Source organism: Nocardiopsis mangrovi (assembly GCF_042653925.1).
Taxonomy (GTDB): Bacteria; Actinomycetota; Actinomycetes; order Streptosporangiales; family Streptosporangiaceae; genus Nocardiopsis_B; species Nocardiopsis_B mangrovi.
Genome location: NZ_JBHSFQ010000055.1, coordinates 1 through 23,143, shown reverse-complemented (window position 1 = coordinate 23,143; position 23,143 = coordinate 1). Strand labels below are relative to the sequence as shown.

Below are 23,143 nucleotides of genomic sequence, written 5' to 3'. Positions count from 1 at the left end.
TGGATAGGTCATGCATTGATCACTAGAGAGCCCGTTGCATTGAAAGGTGCACGGCGGGTTCGGGTCGGGGGCCACTGGAAAAGGAGCGGCATATTGTTGCAACCTCGCCAGTGGCCTACCGACACTCCGCTACACCGCCAGCGGGCGCGGCGGGATCTTCACGGTCACGCTGAGGGTCGATGCGTGGCGCATCACCATCGAGGTCGACGACGAAGGGCGTCCCGCCGGCGGGACACTGCCCTTCATCCGACCCATCACCCCCATGGCCCAGCACGGACGCGGCATGACCCTCATCGACTACATAGCCGACACCTGGGGCCCGCTCCCCCACCCCCGCACCGGCCTCACCTTCACGCTCACCCACCGCCCCACCTACACCGCCCCGGCGGCCTGAACCGGTGCGGTCCCGCCCCGGGAGGGGTGGGGGCGGGGCCGCACCTTAACCTTCCCGCCGGTGCCCTACCCCTCGCTCAGGCGCAGCAAGGTTCCGGCGACGAGGGCCGTGCGGTCCGGGATGTCGGTGACGGTGATGTGCTCGTGCCGGGCGTGGGCGCCGTCGCCCGTCGCGCCCATCCCGCACAGGACCGGGCGGCCCAGGGCGGCGATGAAGTTGGCGTCGCTGCCGCCGCCGACGTGTGGCCGGCCGAGGGGGCCGCGGAGGTCGGCCGCGACGCCGTCGGCGATGCCGAACAGCCGCCGGCTCTCGGGGCCCGGCGTCATCGGAGGCCGGTTCCAGCCGCCGCCGACGGTGAGGCGGACCCGGGAGTCGCGCGGGCGCAGGTCGGCGAAGACCTTGTCCAGACGCTCCATCTCGGCGGTGTCGGTGACCCGGATGTCGATCAGGCAGCTCGCGTGCCCGGCGATGACGTTGCGCGCGGTTCCCCCGGTGATGGTGCCGATGTTGACCGAGGTGCCCCGGTCGAGGTCGGCGGCGTCCACCAGGGTCTGGACGGCGTCGGAGAGGCCGTGGATGGCGCTGGCCCCCCGGGCGGGGTCGAGGCCCGCGTGGGACTCGACGCCTTCGGCGGTGACCGTGAAGATCCCCGTGCCCTTGCGGTGGGTCTTGGCCGCCCAGCCCCCGCCGGGCTCGGTGACGATGGTCGCCGCCACGTCCGCCGACGCGTTCTCCACGTGCCGACGCGACCAGGCGCTGCCCAGCTCCTCGTCGCCGTTGAAGAGGAACCGGACGGTGGGCCGCGGCAGGCCGAGGTCGCGGAGGGCGTGCAGGGCCCACACCCCTTGGACGATGCCGGACTTCATGTCGAAGATCCCCGGTCCGGTGGCGGTGTCGCCGTTGACCGCGAACGGCCACCCCTCGATGGTCCCGGCCGGCCACACCGTGTCGTAGTGGCCGACCAGGAGCACCGTGGTGGGGGTGGTGCCGGTGATGACGGTCTCGACGACGTCGCCGTGGTCCTCGGCGCGGCGGCGGACGGCCTCGGCAGGGGTGGCGTCGAGGCGTTCGGGCAGCCAGGCCGTCAGGTGGTCGGCGGCGGCGTCGAGCAGCGCCTTGTCGGCGCTGGGCGACTCCAGTTCCACCAGGGTCCGGATGTCGTGGAGGATGTCGGCGCGGTGCTCGCCGAGCCAGGTCGCCAGGGCGGCGGTGTGGGGCATGGGGTTCCCGTCTCCTGTTTCTTCGTTGCGGGGGTGGCTCGGCGGGTCCCGGCCGCACCCGGGGCCGGCTGAGCCACCCTGTCTCCTTGCGTGGGGTCCGGTGGCTTAGGGGATGGGCGCGCCGGGGCCCAGGGGGATTCCGAGCGCGTACCAGGCCAGGAACAGCAGGACCCAGGCCGCCAGGAGACTCATCGCGACGGGCAGGGTCAGGGAGATCAGGGTCCCGATGCCCGCGTTGGGCCGGTAGCGGCGGACGAAGCCGAGGGCCAGGACGAAGTAGGGGCTCATCGGCGTGATGCAGTTGGTGCAGGAGTCGGCGATCCGGTAGAGCGCCCAGGTGACCTCCGGCGGGATGTCGAGGAGCATCAGCATGGGGACGAGGATCGGCCCGATCAGCGACCACATGGCCGAGCCGCTGGTGATGATCAGGTTCATCAGGCTGACGAGGACGATGAACCCGAGGAACAGCACGAGCGGGCTGACCCCCAGCCCTTCGAGGGTGCGGGCGCCGGAGATGGCGATGACCTCGCCCAGGCCGGTCCACCGGAAGTACGCCAGGAACTGGGAGACCGCGAAGAACAGCACCATGATCGGGGCGAGGTCGCGCACGCCGTGGGCCATCAGGTCGGGGATGTCCCGGGGGGCGCGGACGACCCCGACGGCGCGGCCGTAGGCCACCCCGGCGCCGAAGAACAGCAGTGCGAGGAAGACGGCGATGTTCTCGATCATGGGCGAGGCGACGATCTGACCCTCTTCACCGCGCAGCGGCGAGCCCGCGGGGACCATGGCGGCGGTGACCGAGCCGATGATCACCAGCGCGGTGATCCCGGCGCCGCGCAGGCCGCGCCGTTCCTCGGCAGACAGGGTCAGGTCCGGCAGCTCCTCGGTGTCGGCCTGTTCGGGGTCCTCGGCGTTCATGGCGGCGACGCGGCGCTTGAGCACGGTCTCGACCACGACGGTGATGACCACCGACAGCACGATCGAGGAGACCAGCGAGAAGTAGTAGGTGGCGACGGGGGTCACCAGGTAGCCGGGGTCGATGGTGTGCGCGGCGGCCGTGGTCAGCCCGGCGATCATCGCGTCGCTGCCGGTGACCAGGGGGCTGGCGTTGTTGCCGCCGGAGACGGCCACGAACGCCACGACGGCGCCGAGCATGGGGCTGCGCCCGATGGAGCGGTAGGCGATCGCCCCCAGCGGGATCATGACGACGAACGCCGCGTCCGAGGCGATGTGGGAGATCATCCCGGTGAACGCGATGACGAACGTGACCAGCTTGGCGGGCACGCGCGAGAGCGCGGCGCGCAGGATCGCGGCGAGCAGCCCCGCCTTGTCGGCGACCGCCACGCCGAGCATCACCACGAGGATGACGCCGAGGGGCGGGAAGGTCACGAAGTTCTCGATGGCCCCTTCGACCATCATCCGCACCCCGGCCCCGGAGACCAGGCTCTGAACGGCGACGGCCTCGCCGTCGGCGGGCGAGACGACCGACACGTCCAGCGCGCTGAGCAGCCAGCTGATGAGCGTGATGGCCGCGGTGAGGATCACGAACAGCCAGAAGGGGTGCGGCAGCTTGTTGCCGACCCGTTCGATCACGGCGAGTGCGCGCAGCACGAAGCCTGTGGAACGCGGAGGGGCGTCCCCCGTCTGTGTGGTCACCGTCGATCCCTTCTGCCTTCACCAGGGGTTTGGTGCAATGTTCCCCAATGAGACGGCACATGAGTTGTTTGTGTCAAGATCGGCGAGATCAACGGCGATATCGTCCGTGTTAATTCACCGGTACGATCGGCTCATGCTCCCCGCGCCCCCGGCGGCCGACGCCGGCCTGCTCGACGAGACCGACCTCGACCTCGTCGCCGCGCTCCAGGTCGCACCGCGCGCGCCGGTCAACGCGCTGGCCGAGGCGGTCGACAGTTCGCCGAGCACGATCGCGCGGCGGCTGGCCCGGCTGCGCGGGGACGGGCTGCTGCGGGTCGTGGGGCGCCTGGACTGGCCGCTGATCACCACGGAGAACCCGCGGCTGCTGTGGATCCGGTGCGCGCCGGGGCGCTCCCAGGAGGTCGCCGAGCGCATAGCGGAGCTGGAGGAGGTGCAGACCCTGCTGATCACCACGGGCAGCGCCGACATCTACTGCACCGTGTACCCGCTGCTCGGCAGCGACATCTTCGACCTGCTGACCCGGCGGCTCCCCGGGCTGCCCGGCATCGTCTCGACCCAGTCGATGCTCGTGCTGCGCACGCAGTCCATGGGCCAGTCGTGGCGGCTGCACCGCCTGCCGCCGGACCGGGAGGCGGCGCTCGCCGGATACGGCGACCAGGTGCGCCAGGCGCCGCCGGCCGGCCTGCACGAGCTGAACGCGGCGGAGCTGCGAACCCTGGAGCTCCTCGCGGGCGACGGCCGGATCTCAGCGGCGGAGGTGGCGCGCGAGCTCCAGGTGAGCCGCTCGGCCGCCTACCGGATGACCCAGTCCCTGCTGGAGAGCGGGGCCGTGTGGCCCCGGGTGGAGATCGAGCCCGCGGCGCTGGGCTACCCGTTGAACGCCCTCATGGCGCTGACCGTGCGCCCCCACGCCATTCCCGATGTCCTGGCCCGGCTGGCGGGCCACCCCTCGGCGCGCTACGTCGCGATGGTGGCCGGGTCGTCGTCGGTCATCCACTACGGGGTGTTCCGCGACGAGCAGGACCTCGCCCGCTTCACGACCGACGACCTCGGCGCGTCGGCCGACATCACCGCGCTGGACACGTGCGTGGCGCTGCGGGTGGTGCGCCGGTACTGGATGGCGCGCGACGGCGCGCGCCTGGGTGAGCGCCTGCCCGGCTTCCCCGGGCGGCTGCTGCGGGCCTGAGCGCGACGGGCCCAGGGGGCGCCCTTCGCGGCGGAGGGCGCGGTCGCGCGGCCGTCCCTGCCTCTCCCCCGCGCGTGCGCCGTGGAACCGCTCCCTGGGGGCCTCAGGCGCTCGCGTCGCCCTTCGCGGCCGAGGACGCCGTCGCGTCCTCCTTCGCCGTCTCCGCCTTGGCCGCGTCCTCCTTGGCCGCGTCCTCCTTGGCCGAGCCCTCCTCAAGGCGGTCGCCCATTCCGCGCATCTTCGCCAGCCCTTGGGCCACGACCCCGCTCATGGCGTCGCGCTGAGCGGACAGCAGAACGTAGCTCACCATGCCGCTGATCAGGAACGCCAGCGCCAGGGCCAGGAACTCCCGAGCCCCCAAGAGGTAGACGACGCCGAACGTGGCGGCGAAAAGCAGGAGCCGGGCCGCGGTGTAAACGAGGACGCTACGCATGAAAAGTGCCTCACAACGGATGATTCAGGAATAGATTGAGGGCTGAGCGATGTGCGTCGGCGGGATCGCCAGGTGCCGCCGATGCCGCCGCGTGCGCGAATCCCGTGCGTGCGGCACCGTGACCGCCCTTCCTCCCAGGGTAAGGGCCGCCTGTCGGCAGGGCGCTACCACCCCTGTGCGGGCGGGGTCGCGGCGCGGGACCGGCGCGGAATGCCGATCATGGGGCGTCGCTAAACCGACAGTCCATATCGAAGGTTACGTTCCGGTTACATATCGCGCACTCGCAACGTCTTCCCCCCGATTTTTACGAAAACTAGGGAGGAAACGGACTATCTCATGCACACTAAGGGATCAAACGCCCGCCTCCACACGCGAGGGCGGGCCCCGAAGGGGGATTGTGAAGGTGGAAAGAGGAAGCGAACGCTTGCTGACCCCCGGAGAGGTGGCCTCCCTCTTCCGGGTCGACCCGAAGACGGTCACCCGGTGGGCCGCGTCGGGACGGATCAGCAGCATCCGCACGCCCGGCGGCCATCGCCGGTTCCGCGAGTCCGAAGTCCGAGCACTGCTGCACGGGGAGCCCACTGAAACGTGACCTGACCCCCGCCGGAACGCTCCGGCTCCTCCATCCGGCACCCCAGTGGGACGATTGCGACCGTCGCCGACCGTGCCGAGTTCCACGCACAGGCGCGGTTCAAGGCGGATAGGCTGAACGCATGGTGTGGCTCGCTGGACTGATCACGCTGCTCACGGTCGTGCTCTGGGTGTACGCGTTCTTCGACGCGCTCACCACCCCGGCTGGCGAAGTGCGGACCCTGCCCAAGTTCCTCTGGGTGGTCGTCGTCGCACTGCTACCGCCGGTCGGCCCGCTTCTCTGGTTGTTCCTGGGCCGCCCCCGCGCCTCGGATGTCACCGTGCCGCCCGCGCCCTCCGCCCAGGCCGACTCGATCGAGCACCTCGACCCGTCCGACTTCCATACGCCGTCCGGCAGGGAGCACCCCGTCGGTCCGGACGACGACCCGGAGTTCCTGCGCCGACTGAACCGGCGCATCAACCCCGAGGACTGACAGCGGCGGACAACACTATGGGGCCACCCCGGCGGGGTGGCCCCATGAACGCGGACACGCTCACGCGTAGCTGTGCAGCCCGCTGAACATGTAGTTCACGCCGAAGAAGTTGAAGAGCAGGCACGCGAACCCGGCCAGGCCGATCCAGGTGGCCTTGTTCCCCCGCCACCCCGCGGTCGCGCGCGCGTGCAGGTAGGCGGCGTAGACCACCCACGTGATGAACGACCAGACCTCCTTGGGGTCCCAGCCCCAGAAGCGGCCCCACGCCTCGTCGGCCCAGACGGCGCCGGCGATGATGCCGAAGGTCCACAGCGGGAACGCGAAGAGGATGAACCGGTGGGAGACCCGGTCCAGCAGCTCCGGACTGGGCAGCTTCGCCGCGATCCCGGCCACGGTCTCGCCCGCCGCCCGCTTCAGCTCCGTGCGCTTGGCGACCAGATAGGTGACCGCCGCCGAGCCCGACACCATGAACCCGCCGGTGGCGAGGATGGCCGCCGAGACGTGGATGGCGATCCAGTAGGAGTGCAGCGCCGGCACCACCGGCCCCGCCTCGCTGTAGAGCCAGCGCGCGGCGATACCGAGCAGCAGCACCACCGGCACCAGGACGAACGTGCCCAGGAAGCGCGCGTTGTAGCGGACCGCCGCGAAGAGGAAGGTCCCCACCGCGCACAGGCAGATCGCCACGACGAACTCGAACATGTTGCCCCACGGCCAGCGGTCGGCCGCCAGCCCGCGGGTGAGGATCTGGCCGGCGTTGAGCACGAACGCCAGGCCGGTGACCACGAGGGCGACCATGCCGACGACGTGCCGCGACGCACTGGCCTCGGGCTCGTTGTGCCGGACGTTGACGGTCATGTCGTCGTCGAGGTCGACGGTGCCCCCGGCGCCGGCGGCGGGGACCACCCCGGCGCTCGCGCCCACGGCGACCAGCCGGGAGCCGCGCAGCCGTTCGCGCCGGCCGAACGCGGCCTCGATCGCGAACAGGAACAGGGCGAGCGCGTAGGCCACGATCATGGCGATGATCAGGCCATCGCTGATCGACGCCATGTTCTGGTCGACCGCCGCCTCCGCGGCGTACTGCTGCACCACCGGCTACTCCTTCGTGCCGTCGTCGTCGGCCGCGGGCCGGTCCCGCAGCCGGTCTCGAAGGGCCAGGCCGAGTTCGTGGAACCCCGCGGTCGCGCCGGCTCCTTCGCTCTTGCTCAGCCCGGCGACCTCGACCACCGTACGCCCGTCGTCGCCGGTCCGCGCACGGACCCAGGCCCGGCGCGGCCGCACGAACAGGGTGCAGATGAGGCCGATCACCGCCGCCGAGGCGGCGATGAGCGCGGGCAGCCGCGCGGGGTTGCTGTTGACCTGCATGCTGATGTACTCGCGGTAGCCGGTGAAGGTCACCGCGCCCGCTCCGTCGGGCAGCTCCCAGACGTCGCCCGGCCGCATCTCCGGGGAGGAGCCGACCTCGGTCATGGCGTCGGTGTCGAGCCGGTAGACCGACTGCGAGGTGCCGGAGTCCATGCCGAGGTCGCCGGTGTAGCCGGTGAGCGTCACGACGGGGTCACGCGGAGCGGGGAAGTCGGAGATCAGGGTGCCGTCGGCGGCCTGGGCCGCCGAGGGCACGAACGCTCCGCTGAACCCCAGCTGCTCGCCCCCGGTGTCGGGGACCTTGATGACCCCGTCGGAGGTGAACGTGGCGGTGTCGCGGGGCAGGAACGGCACCGGCTGGTCGAACACCACCTCGCCGTCGGGGCCGGTGACCTCGAACTCGGGCGCGTAGCCGTTGCCGAGCAGGTAGACCTGCACGCCGTCGACCGACAGCGGGTGGTTGACCTGGAGCCGGTGCGTCCCCTCCTCCGCGCCGGGAGCGGCGGTGTAGGAGAGGTCGGCGGTGAAGGAGTCGGCCTGGCCGCTGAGGTCGCCGTCCTCGATGTAGGTGGCCTCGAAGCCGTCGAGGGTGAAGGAGAACGGCTGGAGGTCGGCGGCGTCGACCGCGGTCCCGGGGTAGAACGCGTCGTAGGCCGGGACCGTGTTGGCGAACCCGTTGCCCTCGACCACCAGCATGTTGCCGCGGTAGCCGAGGAACGAGCCGGCGCCCACCGCCACGATCAGCCCCAGCAGCGCGATGTGGAAGACGATGTTGCCGGTCTCGCGCAGGTAGCCGCGCTCGGCGGTGACGGAGTCGGCGTCGGTGTCGGCGCGGTAGCCCTTGAGCAGTGTGCGGGCCTCGGTGAGGACCCGCTCGGGCGGCGCGTCGGTGGTGAAGCGCGCGGAGTAGGGCATCCGGCCCAGGTTGCGCGGGGTCTTGGGCGGGCGGGCGCGCATGGCGCGGTAGTGCGCCGCGGCCCGCGGCAGCACGCAGCCCGTCAGCGAGATGAACAGCAGCAGGTAGATCGCCGCGTACCAGGGCGAGGAGTAGACGTCGAACAGGTAGAACCGGTCGAACCACGGTGCGGTGTCGGGGTTGTCGGTGTAGTAGTTCTGCACCTGCTCGACGCTGACCCCGCGCTGGGGCAGGATCGACCCCGGGATGGCGCCGACCGCCAGCAGGAAGAGCAGGATCAGCGCCGTGCGCATGGAGGTGAGGATCCGCCACGCCCAGCGCGCCCAGCCCGAGGGCGAGAGCCGCGGGAGGTCGGCGGGGGCGTCGGTCGGGGTGTCGGTCCTGGTGGAAGCCACTGCTATATCACCGTCGTGTAGTCGGCCACCCAGCGCTGGATGACGGCCGTGAAGTCGGTCCAGACCCCGGTGACCAGGAGCAGCCCGGTGATCACCAGCATCGCTCCGCCGGCCACCATCACCGCGCGGGAGTGGCGTTTGACCGCGTCGAAGGCGCCCAGCGCGCGGCGGTAGAGGAGCGCCGCCAGAACGAACGGCAGCCCCAGCCCCAGGCAGTAGACCAGGGACAGCAGCGCGCCGCGCCCGGCGCTGCCCTCGGTGAAGGCCAGGGTCTGCACGGCCGCGAGCGTGGGGCCGATGCAGGGGGTCCAGCCCAGGCCGAACAGCGCCCCGAGCATGGGCGCCCCGGCCAGGCCCGCCCGGGGCAGGCGGTGGAACCGGAACTCGCGGGTGAAGCCGGGGACGGCGCCCATGAACGCCAGGCCCAGGACGATGGTCAGGGCGCCCAGGACGCGCTGGATGGGCTCGGTGTAGTCCAGGAGCAGTCCGCCGATGCCGCCGACGAACGACCCGACCGCGACGAACACCGCGGTGAAGCCGGCGATGAACAGCAGGCTCCCCGCGAGCATGGTCCACCGGCGGCCGGCGAGCTCCTCGTCGGCCGAGACGAGGGTGGCGGTGCCTCCGCCGGCCGCCTCCCGCTCCGCGCCGGCCCGGCGGCGCGCGGCGTAATCGGCTCCGCTCATGCCGGTGACGTAGGAGAGGTAGCCGGGCACGAGCGGCAGCACGCAGGGCGACAGGAAGGACACCAGGCCGGCCGCGAAGGCCAGCGGGACGGCGAGCAGCAGCGAGCCCCCGATGACGGTCTCGGCGATCATCACGCGCCGTCGTCCTCGGCGAGGACGGATTCGACCAGGCCGGTGAGCTGGTTGTAGGTGGTCTCGCCGATGACGCGGGCGGCGATCCGGCCCTCGCGGTCGATCACCAGGGTGGTCGGGACCGCCTGTGGCGGAACGGTGTCGCGGAACGCCTGGGAGACCTCGCCGGGCTGGTCGAAGAGGCTGGGGTAGGGGACCTCCTGGGCGTCTTCGAACGCCCGGGCCGCGGTCTCGTTGTCCTTGATGTTGACGCCGAGGAAGTCCAGGCCGGCGTCCTTGTGGTCGTTGTAGACCTCGTCGAGGACGGGTGCCTCGGAGCGGCAGGGGCCGCACCAGCTGGCCCAGAAGTTCAGCACGAGGACGTCGCCGCGGTAGTCGGCGAGGCTGACGGGGTCGCCGTCGAGGGTCTCGCCCTCGATGTCGGGGACGGTGGAGCGGTCGCCGGCGTCGAACTCCGTGGCGGTGCCGTCGCCCTCGATGTAGCGGCTGTCGGCGGTGCTGTTCTCGGATTCGAGCCCCCCGGCACAGCCGGCGGTCAGGGTGACCAGCGCGGTCAGCGCGGCGGCGGCGCGCACGCGGGCGCCCGGTGGACGGCAAGGCATCGCAGGGGTCCTCAAAGAAGGAGGTGAGGCGGGCACGGTGTCATCAACGACAAAGTGTAGTAGATGCCGTGCCGACGTCTCGGCCCCCCTGCGCAACGCGCATCGCGCCTTGTCACGGGCGGGCGGCACCCGGAGGGCGGTGGCGGAGTGGCACCGCCCTCACCGGGTCCGCGCGGTCGAGGTCAGCCGGCCTCGACGAACGCCTCGCGCAGGTAGTCGTGCACGGCACGTTCCGGTACCCGGTACGAGCGGCCCACGCGGATCGCGGGGAGCACACCGGAATGGACCATCCGATAGACGGTCATTTTCGAAACGCGCATGATCGTCGCGACCTCGGCCACGGTCAGGAACCTGACCTCGTCCAGAGGAGCCTTACTCCCACTCATCTTCCGACGCCCTCACTTCCGGACGTGAGCGTAGGGATCCCTGCCTCTGCCTATCGGCACGAGCCGACCCCGTAGCGGCCATTTCTGGGGACTCGCGGCCGCTACGCCCCGTCGCCGTGCCGATGTGTCAATCGGTAACTGCTGACACGTCCTGTTTCAGAGTAGATCCGGGTGCACTCCATTGAAAGGCCGGGTTTGCTGTCGGTGCAGCTACATGAGGGCGGGGGGTCTGGTGAGGTTTAGGGGGTGGGTATAAAAGCGCCGCCGCTGCTCCCGTGACCGCCCAGACCGGCCCGGTGGAGGACGTAGGCCGATAGCGGACGGTAGTCCTCGGCGGTGTATCCGTCGTCCAGCGGGACGGTCGCGAGGAGTTTTCCCTCGTGCTCGGCGAGGAAGAGTGCCGGATCGTTGGAATCGGCGAAGCCGAGGGTGGGCACCCCCGCCTCCCCCGCGGCCCCGGCAAAACCATGATCGGCGATGACCAGCTGCGGCCATGGCTCCTTGCGGTCGGCCAGCTCGGTGAGCGCGGCCCGCATGGCGAAGGGGTGGTGGCTGTGCCGCGGGGACCTGCCGTCCATGACCATGCCGATCCGGTCGCGCCAGACCAGCACCCGGCGGTGCGGCGGTTGCTCGGTGGCGACCTCGTAGGAGTAGCCGGCCGCCGCGGTGACGACCTCGCAGCCGCGCTCCTCCAGTGCGGCGGCCCAGTCGCGGTAGACGTCGGCGAGGTTGCGGGGGTGCCCGGTGGCGAACATGACCCGTTCGCGCCGCTGCGCCGCCTCGGACAGCCGGTCGGCCACGGCCTCCAGCGCGTCGACGGTGCGATCGGGGTCGATGGTGTCGATGCCCCAGAGGTAGGACTCGTCGGCGACCACGCCGCAGCGCTTCGACATCAGCGACAGGACCTCGGAGAACGACCACTCGTGGGCGAAGGTCAGCCCGAACTGGTAGTAGGGGTCCTTGTGGCAGAGCCGCCGGTAGTGCCGGAGATTGTTCTGCCGGGGCGTGTCGACATGCCCGGCGATCCCGGTGCGCACCAGGTGAGCGATGAGTTCCGCGCGCGAAGGCGGCGTCACCGGCGTCCCCCTTCCACTCGCAGACCGTGCTTTCGGGCAGGATGCACCACAAAACGCGGCGCGCCCGCCCGAGCGGTCGTCATACCCTGTTCATACCCGGTTCAACTCTGCGCACGGGTAACGATCGCCGCGATCACGCGCCACCCGGGTCACAGGCTCGGGTCCATGCCGTGGCTGGGGAAGACCGCCCGCCGGGTGGCCTGGATCGCCTGGTCCACGGGGTCGTCGGGGTCGAACCCGGCCTCGAACGGGGTGAAGTCGGGGGTCCGGCCGTCGGTCATGTACAGCGGGGGTACCTCGCCGGTGCGCTCCCGGACGAACCGCCGCCACTCGGCCGGGGTCTCGGCCTGCGGGTCGGTGTCGACCCCGGCGACCTCGGCGAGCAGGTGGGTCCAGGCCCGCGGCACGACCTGCACCAGTTCGTATCCGCCGCCGCCGAGCACCACCCAGCGCCCGCCGGCGGTCTCCTTGGCCAGCCGGTGCAGCGCCTGGTAGGTGCGGCGCTGGCCGTCGAGGCTGAGCGTGAGGTTGGCCAGCGGGTCCAGGGCGTGGGTGTCGGCGCCCTGCTGGGTGACCAGCACCTCGGGCTGGAACTCGGCCAGCAGCGGGGGCACAACGGCATCGAACGCGCGCAGCCAGCGGGCGTCGTCGGTGCCCGCGGGCAGGGCGACGTTGACCGCGTAGCCCTCGGCCGACGGGCCGCCGGTCTCATCGGGGCGGCCGGTGCCGGGGAAGAGGGTCAGCGGGGACTCGTGCAGGCTGATGGTGAGGACGCGGGGGTCGTCGTAGAACATGGTCTGCACACCGTCGCCGTGGTGCACGTCGACGTCGACGTAGGCGACGCGCTTGGCGCCCTGCTCCAGCAGCCACGCGATGGCGAGGGCGGCGTCGTTGTAGACGCAGAACCCCCACGCGTTCCTGGGCATGGCGTGGTGCAGCCCGCCGGCGATGTTGGCCGCGTGCTCGGTCTCGCCGTTCCACACCGCGCGCGCCGCCGCCACCGACGCGCCTGAGACGAGGGCCGCGGCGTCGTGCATGTCGGGGAAGACGGGGTTGTCGGAGGTGCCCAGGCAGTAGGGGGTGTCGGGCTGGAGGGTCTTGCCCGCGCGCTTGACGGCCTCGATGTAGCCCGGGTCGTGGATGAGCCGGAGCAGGTCGTCGGACGCGGCCTCGGCGTCGATGAACTTCACCTGGGGGGCGTCGAAGACCCCGAGCTCGCGGCTGAGCGCCATGGTGAGCTCCACCCGCACCGGGTTGAGCGGGTGTTCGGGGCCGAAGTTGTACGACGTGAGCCCGTCGTTCCAGGCCACGTGGAGCGAACAGCCCATGAGCCCTCCCATCCGGTCGAGTGGCGCGCGAGTGGGGTGGGTCACCCCGCCGCCTGCCGTACACAGTAGCCACAGGCGCGCACATGTTCTCAAACGGGGGCGGGTCCGTGAGCATTCCCCGCGGGGGCCCGGCTCACCCCTCCGAGAGGTCGCGGCTGCGGTCCCGCGCGGCCTCGATGGCGTCGGCGAAGGCGGTCCGCACGCCGTGCCGCTCGAGCTCGCGCACCGCCGCCGCGGTGGTGCCCCCGGGCGAGGTCACGGCCTCGCGCAGGACCACGGGGTGCTCGCCCGAGGAGTCGAGCATGGTGGCGGCGCCGCTGATGGTGCGGGTGACGAGGCGGTGCGCGGTGGTGCGGGTCATGCCCATGGCCACGCCGGCCTCGATCATGGTCTCGGCGATGAAGTAGAAGTAGGCGGGCCCGCTCCCCGAGAGCGCGGTCACGGTGTCCATGTGCCGCTCGGGGACGCGGACGACGTCGCCCACCGCGCGCAGCAGCGCTTCGGCGTGGTCGAGCTGGTCGCCGGTGGTGTGCACGCCGCCGGTGATCGCGGTCATGCCCGCCCCGACCACCGCGGGGGTGTTGGGCATGGCGCGGACCACCGGGATGCCGGCGCCCAGGTGCTTCTCCAGCAGCGACGTGGTGATGCCGGCCGCGATCGAGACGACCAGCGCGCCGGGGCGCAGCTCGGCGGCGATGGTGTCGAGCAGGTCGACCATGTCCTGCGGTTTGATCGCGAGGATCAGCGTGTCGGCCTGCCGCGCCGCCTCGGCGGCCGGTACGACCGTGCTGCCGTACGTCGTGCGCAGCTCCTCGGCCCGGGGGCCGTGGGGTTCGGTGACGAGCAGGCCGGCGGGGTCGTGCCCGGTTGCGAGCAGCCCGGCGAGCAGCGCCTCGCCCATCTTGCCGCCGCCAATGATCGCGATCATCTGATTCCACCTTTCGGACCCTTCCCACGGTAGCGGGGGTGCGGGGGCCCGGCGTACGCGGTGACCAGCGGCGGGTCAGGATCGCGTGGCGACCGCACGGGCGGCAAAGGCGACATTGGCGGGCCGCTCGGCCAGCCGGCGGGCGAGGTAGCCGTACCACTCCCGGCCGAAGGGCACGTAGACGCGCACCCGGGCGCCGGTCGCGGCCAGCCGGCGCTGCTCGTCGGGCCGGACGCCGTAGAGCATCTGGTATTCGAACGCGTCGGGGCCGCGCCCGGTCCGCTCGGCCAGCATGCCCGCGATCCCGATCAGCCGGGGGTCGTGCGTGGCGACCATGGGGTAGGCGTCGCTCTCCATGAGGAAGCGCAGGTGGCGCACGTAGGCGGAGTCGACGTCGCGCGGCGCGGTGTAGGCGGTGGCCGGGTCGGGGGCGTAGGCCCCCTTGCAGAGGCGGATGCGGGCCCCCGAGCCGGCCATGGCGGCGAGGTCGTCGGACGTGCGCCGCAGGTAGGACTGGAGCACGCAGCCGAGGCCGGGGTGGCCGGCGCGCAGCCGCGCCACGATGCGCAGGGTGGCCGGTACCGCCGCGGCGTCCTCCATGTCGACGGTGACGGTCGTGCCGTGCGCGGCGGCGGCCTCGCAGACGCGTCCGATGTTGGCGGCGGCCAGCTCCTCGCCCTCGGGCCCGAGCCCCAGCCCCACCGCGGTCGGCTTGACCGACACCTCGGCCCGCAGGCCCGGCCCGGCCTCGCCGATGCGGTCGAGGAGGGCGAGGTAGGCGCGGGTGGCGGACTCGGCCTGTGCGGGGTGGGCGGTGGCCTCGCCGAGGTGGTCGATGGAGGACGACAGTCCGTCGGCGGCCAGCCGCCGGGCCGCCGCCAGGGCATCGGCCGTGTCCTCACCGGCGACGAACCGGCCGACCAGCCCCCTGGCCGGCCGGGTCCCCGAAACCAGCGCCCGCAGGCGCTCGCTCCCGGCCGCCGCCAGCAGGGTCCGCCGGAGCACCATCGCCCGCCCCTTCCCTCGTCGGGTCGCCTCCTCCGAGGCTACGCCCCGGAGGTCAGCGAGGGGTGGAGCTGTGCCGGTCGTCGTGGGCGCCGGGTGCGGGCAGCACTCCGCGGCGGATGAGGATCTGCTTGCGCACGCGTACGACGATGAACCACAGGAGCAGCAGGGCGACGATCACGACGACGACGTTGCTCAGCACGCCGCTGAACTCCTCCAGCAGCGGCTTGATCGCCGGGCCGAAGGCGAAGCCCAGGCCGATCCAGATGCTGTTCCACACCGCGCTGCCGACGGTGGTGTAGAGCGAGAACTTCCAGAACGACATGCGCTCGATGCCCGCGGGGATCGAGATGAAGCTGCGCACCATCGGCACGCAGCGGCCGACCAGGACCGCGATGCCGCCCCAGCGCGAGAACACGCGCTCGGCCTTGTAGAAGTCCTCGACCTCCAGCAGCGGGGTCTTCTCGACGATCCAGCGGGTCCGGTCCCGGCCCAGGAGCGCGCCCAGGAAGTAGAAGCCCCAGGCGCCGACCAGCGCGCCGATGGTGGCCGCCAGGATGGCCAGCCAGACGTTCATGTGCCCCTCGTAGGCGAGGAACCCCGCGCCCGGGAGGACGGCTTCGCTCGGCATGGGGGGGAAGAAGGTCTCGATGAGCAGGGCCAGGCCCACGCCGACCTCGCCGAGGTCGGTCATGAGTTGCAGGACCCAGCCGATGAAGCCCTCGTACCCTTCGGAGGGGTCGATGGGCGCGTCGGCGCCGGGCGAGAGCGGCAGGAGCCGGAGAGGATTCATGTCGTCTGTCGTTCTTTCCGCAGCCGAAAGGGGGTCGTGGGACGCGCGCCGGAGTGCGGCCATCGGTCACCGAAGGGTGTGCGGTCGCGGCCGCGGTGTGCCCGAGAGCAGCGGCCCGATGCGTCCTCGCCCGTCCAGCCTACGTTGTCGGCGGCGCCGCAGGGTCGATCAGCGCGCCCAGGGCGGGGGCGTACGCGCGCACGACGTCCTCGTGGCCGGCCGAGGCGACGGGTTCGATGCGGAGCACGTAGCGCAGCATGATCAGGCCGATGAGCTGCGACGCGGCGGCGGTGGCCCGGATCGGCGGCACCTCCAGCTCGGTCGACACCTGGTGCACCACGACGTCGCTCAGGAAGTCGCGGACCACCTGGCCGGCGCGGTCGTCGCCGACCGCCGACCGGATCAGCCCGGCCATCGTGGCCCGCATATCGGGGGTGTCCCACACGCGCAGCAGGGTCCGCAGGACGGAGGCCGCGCGGTCCGCGCCGGCCTGGGCGAGGGCCTCGCGGAGCACGGTCGCCGGGTTGTAGGGCAGCCGCATGGCCTCGACGAAGACGTCTTCCTTGCTGCCGAAGAAGTGGTGCACCAGAGCGGGGTCGACGCCGGCACCGCGGGCGATGCCGCGGATCGTGGTGCCGCCGAACCCCAGCTCCGCGAACTGCTCGCGGGCGGTGCTCAGGATCTGGTCCCGGGTCCGCGTCGTCCCGGGGCGGCGTCCGGTACGTGCCATGGCGGCTAGGGGCGGGGGTCGCCGGAGACGGTGCCGTCGGCGCCGACGGAGAACCGCCGCTGCGGCACGGCCTGCGCGCGGGCCCCCGCGGCGAAGTGCAGCCGGGTGAACGCCAGCGCCTCGGCGAGTTCGAGCTGGCGGGCCTCGCGGTCGGCGGCCTTGCGGGTGCTGACCTCCAGCACGATCTGCCCCTCGTAGCCGGTGGACGCCAGGTGCTCCAGCAGCTCGGCGCAGGGCTGGCCGCCCCGGCCGGGGATCAGGTGCTCGTCGAGGTTCTGGCCGCCGGTGCCGTCGGCCATGTGCACGTGGGAGAGCCGGCCGCCCAGCTTGCGGGCCATGTCCATGGCGTCGGAGCGCGACATGGCGGTGTGGGAGAGGTCCAGGGTGACATCGGGGTAGTCGCGGTCGAGCGGGTTCCAGCTCGGGGCGTAGGGCACGACCTCCCTGTCGCGCATGTGCACCGGGTACATGTTCTCGACGGCGAAGACGACGTCGGTCTCGTCCTGCATGCGGGCGATGCCGTTCTCGAACTCCCGTGCGTATTCGCGCTGCCAGCGGAACGCCGGGTGGACGACAATCGTTTTGGCCCCGAGGGCCTCGGCCATCTCCTTGGAGCGGATGAGCTTGCCCCACGGATCACGCCCCCAGACACGCTGGGTGATGATGAGGCACGGTGAGTGCACGGCGAGGATCGGGATCCCGTGGTAGTCGGACAGCCGCCGGAGCATCTCGATGTCCTGGCTGACGGGATCGGAGGAGACCAGGACCTCGATGCCGTCGTAGCCGAGGCGGGCGGCGATCTCGAAGGCCGCCGGGGTCTTCTCAGGGTAGACCGACGCCGTCGAGAGCACGACGGGCGCGTCTGGAACCTGGATGGCGCTCACTCCATCAACACTATGCGGTATGGGGGCGAGTTGGCCCACCCCGCGCGCAAGCGGGGTGGTCCCCGGCCTATCCTTCGGCGGGTGACGGCAGCGATCCCGGGGGCGGTCCCCAGCCCCAACATCTGGAACACCCCGCAGGTCTACGAGCTGGAGAACGAGGCCGTCGACCCCGACGGCGTGATCGAGGCGGCGATGGCCGGCATCCGGACGCGCTCCGGCGCCCACGTGCTGGACATCGGCTGCGGGACCGGCTACCACCTGCCGCTGTTCGCCGAGGACGCGCTGCGGGTCACGGGCGTGGAGCCGCACCCGGTGCTGGCGTCCGCAGCGCGGGCGCGCACGCACGGGCTGGCGAATGTGACCGTGCACACGGGGGTGGCGCAGCGGCTGCCGGTGCCCGACGCCTCCGTGGAGGTCGCGCACGCCCGCTGGGCCTACTTCTTCGGACCCGGCTGCGAACCCGGCCTGGCCGAGCTCGACCGCGTGATGCGGCGCGGCGGGGTGGCGTTCGTCATCGACAACGACGCCACGCGCTCGACGTTCGGCGGGTGGTTCCGCAGCTTCCTGCCCGCCTACGACCCGGCGGCGGTCGAGCGGTTCTGGGCCGCGCGGGGGTTCCGGCGGGAGGCCCTGACCATGCGCTGGCTGTTCCCGCGGCGCGCCGATTTCGAGGCCGTGGTGCGGATCGAGTTCACCCCCGCCCTCGCGGACCGGATCATCGCCGGCCACGAGGGACTGGAGGTGGACTACGCCGTGAACCTGTGGTGGCGCAGGTACTGAGCGGGGTCAGGCCAGCGGGGCGGAGTCGCCGCCGCCCAGCGCGGTGACCACGCGCGCGCCGACCTCGGCCATGCCGTCGGCGTTGGGGTGCACCGGTGCGGCCGGCTGCGAGGGGAAGATGCCCTCGACCCACTTGTCGGCGCGGTCGGCGCAGACGTCGTGCCCGCGCTCGAAGGCGTCGACGAAGACGGCCCCGGCGTCGGCGGCCTCCTCGGCGATGGCGGCGTTGAGGTCGGTCTGCGCGCCGTCGAGGTAGGCGACGTCCCCGCCCGCGATCGGCACCTCGGGCCAGCAGCCGCCGGATTCGGGCAGGATCTGGAGGTAGCCCACGACCGCGACGGTGGCGTCGGGGCTGCGCTCGCGGACGCCGTCGAGCACCCCGGCGACACGCGCCGCGGTGTCGTCGACCCGGGAGGCGAGTTCGTCGCCGTCGCGGGTGTAGTACTCGGCGCAGGGGTCGCCCTTGGGGTCGGTGGCGCTCAGCGCGGCGCACTTGAGCAGGATCTCGATGAACCCGAAGTCGTTGCCGCCGATCTGGAGGGTGACCAGGGTGGTGTCGGGGGTCAGGGCGTCGAACTGGGCCGGGTTGTCGGGCCCGGGGAACCGCTGCGGGGCGGTCATGTCGCCGGTGACGGCGCCCGAGCAGCTGACGTCGGTGAAATCGGTCGCGCCGAGGGCCTCGGCCACGAGACTGGGGTAGTTGGCGCCGGAGCGCAGGCACAGGACCGGATCGCCGGTCCGCGGGGGCACGAGCGGGCCCGCTGTGAAGGAGTCGCCCAGCGCCACATAGCGGTCGGCGAGCCCGTCCGTGGCGGCGTGGGCGGGGGACGCCGCCAGGCTGAGCACGCCGGCGAAGCCGAGTGCGGCGGCGGTGAGACGACGGGCGGGGGTCCTCGGCGGCACGCGGCGCTCCTCGGCTGGGGGGACGTACTGCTGCCTCGAATGTGACCGGCGGGTAACCCGCGGTCAACACAGGAGGCCGGTTCCGGCCATGGACTTGACGCACATGGATGCATACGCACAGTAATCATCATCGATGGGAAAGTCCACCCGCCGCCCGGCTCGGGGACCCGGCCGTCACCGCCAGCCGCTAGCGTGCACCCATGGCCAAGGCTGCGAAGACCACGTTCCGCTGCGCCGAATGCGGCTGGACCACGTTCAAATGGGCCGGGCGCTGCGGCGAGTGCCAGGCGTGGGGCACGGTCGAGGAGTCCGGCGCGCCCACCTCAACGGTGATCGCGCCCGCGCGGGTGCGCACCCCGGCGCGCCCGATCACCGAGATCGACGTCGAGACCGCCCACGCCATCCCCACCGGGCTCGACGAGCTCGACCGCGTTCTGGGCGGCGGGGTGGTCCCCGGCGGGGTCATGCTGCTCGCCGGCGAGCCCGGGGTGGGCAAGTCCACCCTGCTGCTGGAGGTCGCCGCGCTGTGCGCCGACTCCGGGCCGGTCCTCTATGTCACCGGCGAGGAGTCCACCGGGCAGGTCCGGCTGCGGGCCGAGCGCCTGGGCGCGCTGTCCCCGAAGCTCTACCTCGCCGCCGAGACCTCCGTCGCGTCCCTGGTCAGCCACGTCGACAGCGTGGCGCCGGGGCTGCTGATCGTCGACTCCGTGCAGACCATGAGCTCCCCCGACGTCAGCGGGGTCCCCGGCGGGGTCACCCAGGTGCGCGAGGTCGCCGGCGCGCTGATCCGGCTCGCCAAGGAACGGGGCATCGCCACCGTGCTGGTCGGGCACGTCACCAAGGACGGCTCGATCGCGGGACCCCGGCTGCTGGAACACCTGGTCGACGTCGTCCTCCAGTTCGAGGGCGACCGCCACTCCCAGCTCCGGCTGCTGCGCGCCGTCAAGAACCGCTACGGCCCCACCGACGAGATCGGCTGCTTCGAGCTGAGCGATTCCGGCATCATCGGCCTGCCCGACCCCAGCGGCCTGTTCCTGACCCGCCGCAACGAGCCCGTGCCCGGCACCTGCGTGACCGTCACCCTCGAAGGCCGCCGCCCCCTGATCGCCGAGGTGCAGGCGCTGGTGGCCACGACCAACATGCCGCAGCCGCGGCGGGCCACATCAGGGCTCGACACCGCGCGGGTCAACATGGTCATGGCGGTGCTGGAGCGGCGGGCGCGCGTGCGCATCGCCAACGCCGACGTCTACGCCTCCACCGTGGGCGGCGTCCGGCTGGGCGAGCCCTCGGTCGACCTCGCCCTGGCGCTGGCGGTCGCCGGCTCGGTCCGCGACGACCCCCTGCCGAAGGGGCTGGTCGCCATCGGCGAGGTCGGCCTGGCCGGCGACGTCCGGGCGGTCAGCGGCGTGCAGCGCCGCCTGGCCGAGGCCCAGCGGCTCGGGTTCACCCGCGCGATCGTCCCCGTCCACAGCGAGGACCCCGTCCCCGGCATCGAGGTCATCGGGGTCGACGACGTCGGCGGCGCGCTGCGGGCCGCGTTCCCCGCACAGCAGCGCAGCGGGGCCTAGTTCAACCGGAAGACCGCGGGCTCCGCACCGCCGTCGTAGTCGCTGTGCAGCGTGGCGACGTAGGTCCCCGGACGGTCGGCGTCGACCTCGGCGTCACGGCAGTCCGTCCAGGAGCGCTTGCGGTCCCAGGTGAAGGTGGCGGTGTGCGCGACGCCGCGCCGCACCCGCACGTCGTCGGAGGCGTCGCCCTCGACGCAGTCGGCGGTCGAGAAGATGCGGTCGTCGCCCGACGTGACCCGGACCTCCATGCCGGCCGGGCCGGTGTCGACCGTGCAGGTCTGCTCGCCGGTGTTGACGATGCTCAGCTCCAGCTCGGGTTCGGCGTCCCAGGCGTAGTCGTCGCGGTCGGTGTCGACGGTGACCACGATGTCCTGAGGGCGGCACGGGTCGCTGTCGCGCTCGGGCGCGGGCACCTCGGCGCCGGCCGCCCCGGAGCCGCCGTCCGAAGCGCCGTCCCCGTCCCCGGCGGCGTCGCCCTCTTGGGCGGCGCCGTCCTCCCCGGCGTCACCCGACGGGCTGGGGCCGTCGCCGGGCGACGGCGAGGGTGGGACACTGGGCGCGGAGGACGAGGGTCCGGCCGACGGCGACGCCTCGGGCGCGGGATCCGCGCCTTCGCCCGACGCCTGCTCGATGTCCGATGACGACGAACGCGTGCACGCATATGTGATGAGCGCCACAATAACGAGGAGTCCCAGCAGCACGAAGACGCGCCGCTTCCAATATGTTTCAGGGCTCACGGGTCGTGGTTGCCCGGCACTTGACGCCATGGGGCGTAGTATTGCGGGTTTCCCGGCGCGGCACCTACTCAACCCGCCGATCTCCACACCGATTGAACATGAACGACAACCCCTACAGCACAGCCGTTCTCGCCTGGTATCAGGCCAATGCTCGCGACCTGCCCTGGCGCCATGACGACGCCTCCCCCTGGTCGGTACTGGTCAGCGAGATCATGCTCCAGCAGACCCCGGTGGTGCGCGTGCTGCCCGCGTGGGCGGCCTGGATGGAGCGCTGGCCGACCCCCGCCGATCTCGCCGCGGCCCCCTCCGGCGACGCCGTGCGCATGTGGAACCGGCTCGGCTATCCGCGGCGCGCGCTCAACCTGCACGCGTGCGCGCGCACGATCGTGGAGCGGCACGGCGGCGAGGTCCCCGACTCCCACACCGACCTGCTGGCGCTCCCGGGCGTGGGCCCCTACACCGCGGCGGCGGTGGCCAGCTTCGCCTACGGCCAGCGGCACGCGATCCTCGACACCAACGTGCGCCGGGTCCTGGCCCGCACGGTCACCGGCGTGCAGTACCCCCCTAAGGCGCAGACCCGCGCCGAGGTCGCGCTCGCCGAGGCGCTGCTGCCGGCCGAGGCGTCCGTGGCCGCCCGCTGGGGCGTGGCGGTGATGGAGCTGGGCGCGCTGGTGTGCACCGCCCGGTCGCCGGCCTGCGGTGAGTGCCCGATCTCCGGCGACTGCGCCTGGCGGGCGGCGGGCCGGCCCGCGCACGACGGTCCGCCGCGGCGCGGGCAGACCTACGCCGGCACCGACCGCCAGGTCCGCGGAAAGCTGCTGGCCGTGCTGCGGGACGCCTCGGGACCGGTGCCCAAGGCCGCCCTCGACGCCGTGTGGGACGAGCCCGTGCAGCGCGAGCGGGCGCTCGACGCGCTGGTGGCCGACGGCCTGGTCGACCCGCTGGACGACGGCCGCTACGCGCTTCCGCGCTAGGCCGGTGCGCAACGGACGCGGCCGGTTCAGCCGGTGACGGGCTCGCCGACCATGCCGGAGCAGGGGGCTCCGGGTTCGGGGGTCTGCGCGCCCTGTTCGTAGGTGCTCAGGAACGCGTCGATCCGGGGGTCGTCGGCGGACTCCAGGACGAGCTGCTTGCCCCACGCCGACAGCACGACCGGGCCGGGCAGGCCGTCGATCGGGCTGACGATCAGGTAGGAGCCGGCGGAGTGGAGGCCGCGCACCCGCTCCAGGTCGGCGGCCGGCAGGCCGGGGTCGTGGGCGATCCAGACGGCGCCGTGCTCCAGTGAGTGCACGGCGTTCTCGGCGGGCACCTCGGCGTCGTAGACGCCGCAGTTGAGCCATTCGGAGGCGTGCGGGCCGCCGGCGGGCGGGTGCTGGGGGTAGTCGACGGGGTCGTCGGTGTGGTCCGCGGAGAGGCCGGAGAAGGTCTGCACGCCGTCGATGTCGCCGGGTTCGGCGTAGGCGTCGGGCACGACGGACGGGGGCCGGGTCATGACGGGCTCACGCACGTACACGTAGTAGTAGGCGGCCGCGCCTCCGCCGCCGAGCAGCACCAGGGACGCGAGGACGACCCCGCCGACGATCCAGGGCAGCACGCTGTTGCGGCGGCGCGGCGGCGGTCCGTAGGGCGGCGCTCCGGGGAACGGGGGCGGTGCCTGGTGCCCGTGCGCCGGGGGCTGCTGCGGCCATGGTCCGGGGGCGCCGGGGCCGGGGGGCTGGGGAGGGTTGGCCACGGGGGCACCCTATCGGCCGGATGGCGGGGGCCGGAAGCGGTGCAAGGGCGGCCCCGGAGGGGGCCGCCCTTTTCAGCGCTGCGGCGGGGATGCGGTGGAGGCGGTGCTATTCCTTGCCCGCGGAGCCGGCTTCGGCCGCGGCGGTCTCCAACACCGCATCAGGCTTAGGCACACCAGCGAACGTGAACGCCGCCTCCGCACCCTCACCCTCCACATCGATCACCACGATCTGACCCGCACGCAACTC

Annotated in this window: 25 protein-coding genes; 7 read left to right on the top strand and 18 right to left on the bottom strand. The window is 72.4% G+C overall.

The annotated features are described in order from the left end of the window. Positions 1-46 precede the first annotated feature (46 nt). A complete protein-coding gene (locus ACFO4E_RS29370) occupies positions 47-394 on the top strand; it encodes a hypothetical protein (protein ID WP_378580460.1) in 348 nt (115 codons plus the stop codon). A gap of 65 nt (positions 395-459) precedes the next feature. On the opposite strand, the gene ACFO4E_RS29365 is transcribed toward ACFO4E_RS29370, so the two are convergent. Then, positions 460-1,614, bottom strand: coding sequence for a M20/M25/M40 family metallo-hydrolase (locus tag ACFO4E_RS29365; protein WP_378580458.1), 1,155 nt, complete (start codon positions 1,612-1,614; stop codon positions 460-462). A 105-nt stretch (positions 1,615-1,719) separates the two neighbouring features. Then, positions 1,720-3,270: an AbgT family transporter gene (locus ACFO4E_RS29360; protein WP_378580456.1), complete on the bottom strand. Its 1,551-nt coding sequence runs from the start codon at positions 3,268-3,270 to the stop codon at positions 1,720-1,722. A gap of 133 nt (positions 3,271-3,403) precedes the next feature. On the opposite strand from ACFO4E_RS29360, the gene ACFO4E_RS29355 reads away from it, so the two are divergent. Further along, the gene (locus ACFO4E_RS29355; RefSeq protein WP_378580454.1) at positions 3,404-4,456 is read left to right on the top strand and encodes an Lrp/AsnC family transcriptional regulator; all 1,053 of its coding nucleotides are present in this window, start codon (positions 3,404-3,406) and stop codon (positions 4,454-4,456) included. Between the two features lie 103 nt (positions 4,457-4,559). Here ACFO4E_RS29355 and ACFO4E_RS29350 read toward each other — a convergent pair whose 3' ends face one another. Then, positions 4,560-4,889, bottom strand: coding sequence for a DUF4229 domain-containing protein (locus ACFO4E_RS29350; protein ID WP_378580452.1), 330 nt, complete (start codon positions 4,887-4,889; stop codon positions 4,560-4,562). A gap of 397 nt (positions 4,890-5,286) precedes the next feature. On the opposite strand from ACFO4E_RS29350, the gene ACFO4E_RS29345 reads away from it, so the two are divergent. Together ACFO4E_RS29345 and ACFO4E_RS29340 are read left to right on the top strand one after the other, a co-directional pair. After that, positions 5,287-5,481, top strand: coding sequence for a BldC family transcriptional regulator (locus ACFO4E_RS29345; protein ID WP_067971446.1), 195 nt, complete (start codon positions 5,287-5,289; stop codon positions 5,479-5,481). Between the two features lie 121 nt (positions 5,482-5,602). Further along, positions 5,603-5,953, top strand: a complete 351-nt coding sequence (locus tag ACFO4E_RS29340; protein WP_378580450.1) for a PLDc N-terminal domain-containing protein — start codon at positions 5,603-5,605, stop codon at positions 5,951-5,953. A gap of 60 nt (positions 5,954-6,013) precedes the next feature. Here ACFO4E_RS29340 and ccsB read toward each other — a convergent pair whose 3' ends face one another. From ccsB to ACFO4E_RS29280, 12 genes are all read right to left on the bottom strand, one after another. Beyond that, entirely contained in the window at positions 6,014-7,042 is a 1,029-nt protein-coding gene (gene ccsB / locus ACFO4E_RS29335) for a c-type cytochrome biogenesis protein CcsB (protein ID WP_378580448.1), read from the bottom strand. 3 nt (positions 7,043-7,045) lie between these two features. After that, a complete protein-coding gene (resB, locus tag ACFO4E_RS29330) occupies positions 7,046-8,626 on the bottom strand; it encodes a cytochrome c biogenesis protein ResB (RefSeq protein ID WP_378580446.1) in 1,581 nt (526 codons plus the stop codon). A gap of 2 nt (positions 8,627-8,628) precedes the next feature. Continuing rightward, a complete protein-coding gene (locus ACFO4E_RS29325) occupies positions 8,629-9,444 on the bottom strand; it encodes a cytochrome c biogenesis CcdA family protein (RefSeq protein ID WP_378580462.1) in 816 nt (271 codons plus the stop codon). Next, on the bottom strand, positions 9,444-10,046 hold the full coding sequence (locus ACFO4E_RS29320; RefSeq protein WP_378580445.1) for a TlpA family protein disulfide reductase: 603 nt from the start codon (positions 10,044-10,046) through the stop codon (positions 9,444-9,446). Before ACFO4E_RS29320 ends, ACFO4E_RS29325 begins: the two co-directional genes overlap by 1 nt. A 182-nt stretch (positions 10,047-10,228) precedes the next feature. Next, positions 10,229-10,432: a helix-turn-helix domain-containing protein gene (locus ACFO4E_RS29315; RefSeq protein WP_114400174.1), complete on the bottom strand. Its 204-nt coding sequence runs from the start codon at positions 10,430-10,432 to the stop codon at positions 10,229-10,231. Between the two features lie 239 nt (positions 10,433-10,671). Beyond that, positions 10,672-11,508, bottom strand: a complete 837-nt coding sequence (locus tag ACFO4E_RS29310) for a phosphatase (RefSeq protein ID WP_378580444.1) — start codon at positions 11,506-11,508, stop codon at positions 10,672-10,674. Positions 11,509-11,657: 149 nt separating this feature from the next. After that, entirely contained in the window at positions 11,658-12,836 is a 1,179-nt protein-coding gene (locus ACFO4E_RS29305) for an acetoin utilization protein AcuC (RefSeq protein ID WP_378580442.1), read from the bottom strand. 133 nt (positions 12,837-12,969) lie between these two features. After that, on the bottom strand, positions 12,970-13,764 hold the full coding sequence (proC, locus tag ACFO4E_RS29300; RefSeq protein WP_378580440.1) for a pyrroline-5-carboxylate reductase: 795 nt from the start codon (positions 13,762-13,764) through the stop codon (positions 12,970-12,972). 75 nt (positions 13,765-13,839) lie between these two features. After that, entirely contained in the window at positions 13,840-14,772 is a 933-nt protein-coding gene (locus tag ACFO4E_RS29295; protein WP_378580438.1) for a proline dehydrogenase family protein, read from the bottom strand. Positions 14,773-14,824: 52 nt separating this feature from the next. Beyond that, positions 14,825-15,562 carry a DedA family protein gene (locus ACFO4E_RS29290; protein WP_378580436.1) on the bottom strand — a complete coding sequence of 246 codons (738 nt, stop codon included), beginning with the start codon at positions 15,560-15,562 and terminating at the stop codon, positions 14,825-14,827. Positions 15,563-15,701: 139 nt separating this feature from the next. Further along, positions 15,702-16,292: a TetR/AcrR family transcriptional regulator gene (locus tag ACFO4E_RS29285; RefSeq protein WP_378580434.1), complete on the bottom strand. Its 591-nt coding sequence runs from the start codon at positions 16,290-16,292 to the stop codon at positions 15,702-15,704. A gap of 5 nt (positions 16,293-16,297) precedes the next feature. Beyond that, positions 16,298-17,176 carry a sugar phosphate isomerase/epimerase family protein gene (locus tag ACFO4E_RS29280; protein WP_378580432.1) on the bottom strand — a complete coding sequence of 293 codons (879 nt, stop codon included), beginning with the start codon at positions 17,174-17,176 and terminating at the stop codon, positions 16,298-16,300. A gap of 81 nt (positions 17,177-17,257) precedes the next feature. On the opposite strand from ACFO4E_RS29280, the gene ACFO4E_RS29275 reads away from it, so the two are divergent. Then, entirely contained in the window at positions 17,258-17,956 is a 699-nt protein-coding gene (locus tag ACFO4E_RS29275) for a class I SAM-dependent methyltransferase (RefSeq protein WP_378580430.1), read from the top strand. A 6-nt stretch (positions 17,957-17,962) separates the two neighbouring features. Here the strand turns inward: ACFO4E_RS29275 and ACFO4E_RS29270 are convergent, their stop codons facing one another. Next, entirely contained in the window at positions 17,963-18,859 is an 897-nt protein-coding gene (locus ACFO4E_RS29270) for an SGNH/GDSL hydrolase family protein (protein WP_378580428.1), read from the bottom strand. Between the two features lie 200 nt (positions 18,860-19,059). Between ACFO4E_RS29270 and radA the strand changes: the two genes are divergently transcribed. Beyond that, complete coding sequence (gene radA / locus ACFO4E_RS29265) at positions 19,060-20,427, top strand: DNA repair protein RadA (RefSeq protein ID WP_378580426.1); 1,368 nt, start codon at positions 19,060-19,062, stop codon at positions 20,425-20,427. On the opposite strand, the gene ACFO4E_RS29260 is transcribed toward radA, so the two are convergent. Further along, entirely contained in the window at positions 20,424-21,164 is a 741-nt protein-coding gene (locus ACFO4E_RS29260) for a hypothetical protein (protein ID WP_378580423.1), read from the bottom strand. The two genes, radA and ACFO4E_RS29260, sit on opposite strands and share 4 nt — an antisense overlap. 98 nt (positions 21,165-21,262) lie before the next feature. Between ACFO4E_RS29260 and ACFO4E_RS29255 the strand changes: the two genes are divergently transcribed. Further along, positions 21,263-22,138, top strand: a complete 876-nt coding sequence (locus ACFO4E_RS29255; protein WP_378580421.1) for an A/G-specific adenine glycosylase — start codon at positions 21,263-21,265, stop codon at positions 22,136-22,138. A 26-nt stretch (positions 22,139-22,164) separates the two neighbouring features. Here the strand turns inward: ACFO4E_RS29255 and ACFO4E_RS29250 are convergent, their stop codons facing one another. After that, complete coding sequence (locus ACFO4E_RS29250; RefSeq protein WP_378580419.1) at positions 22,165-22,896, bottom strand: DUF3105 domain-containing protein; 732 nt, start codon at positions 22,894-22,896, stop codon at positions 22,165-22,167. Positions 22,897-23,143 lie beyond the last annotated feature (247 nt).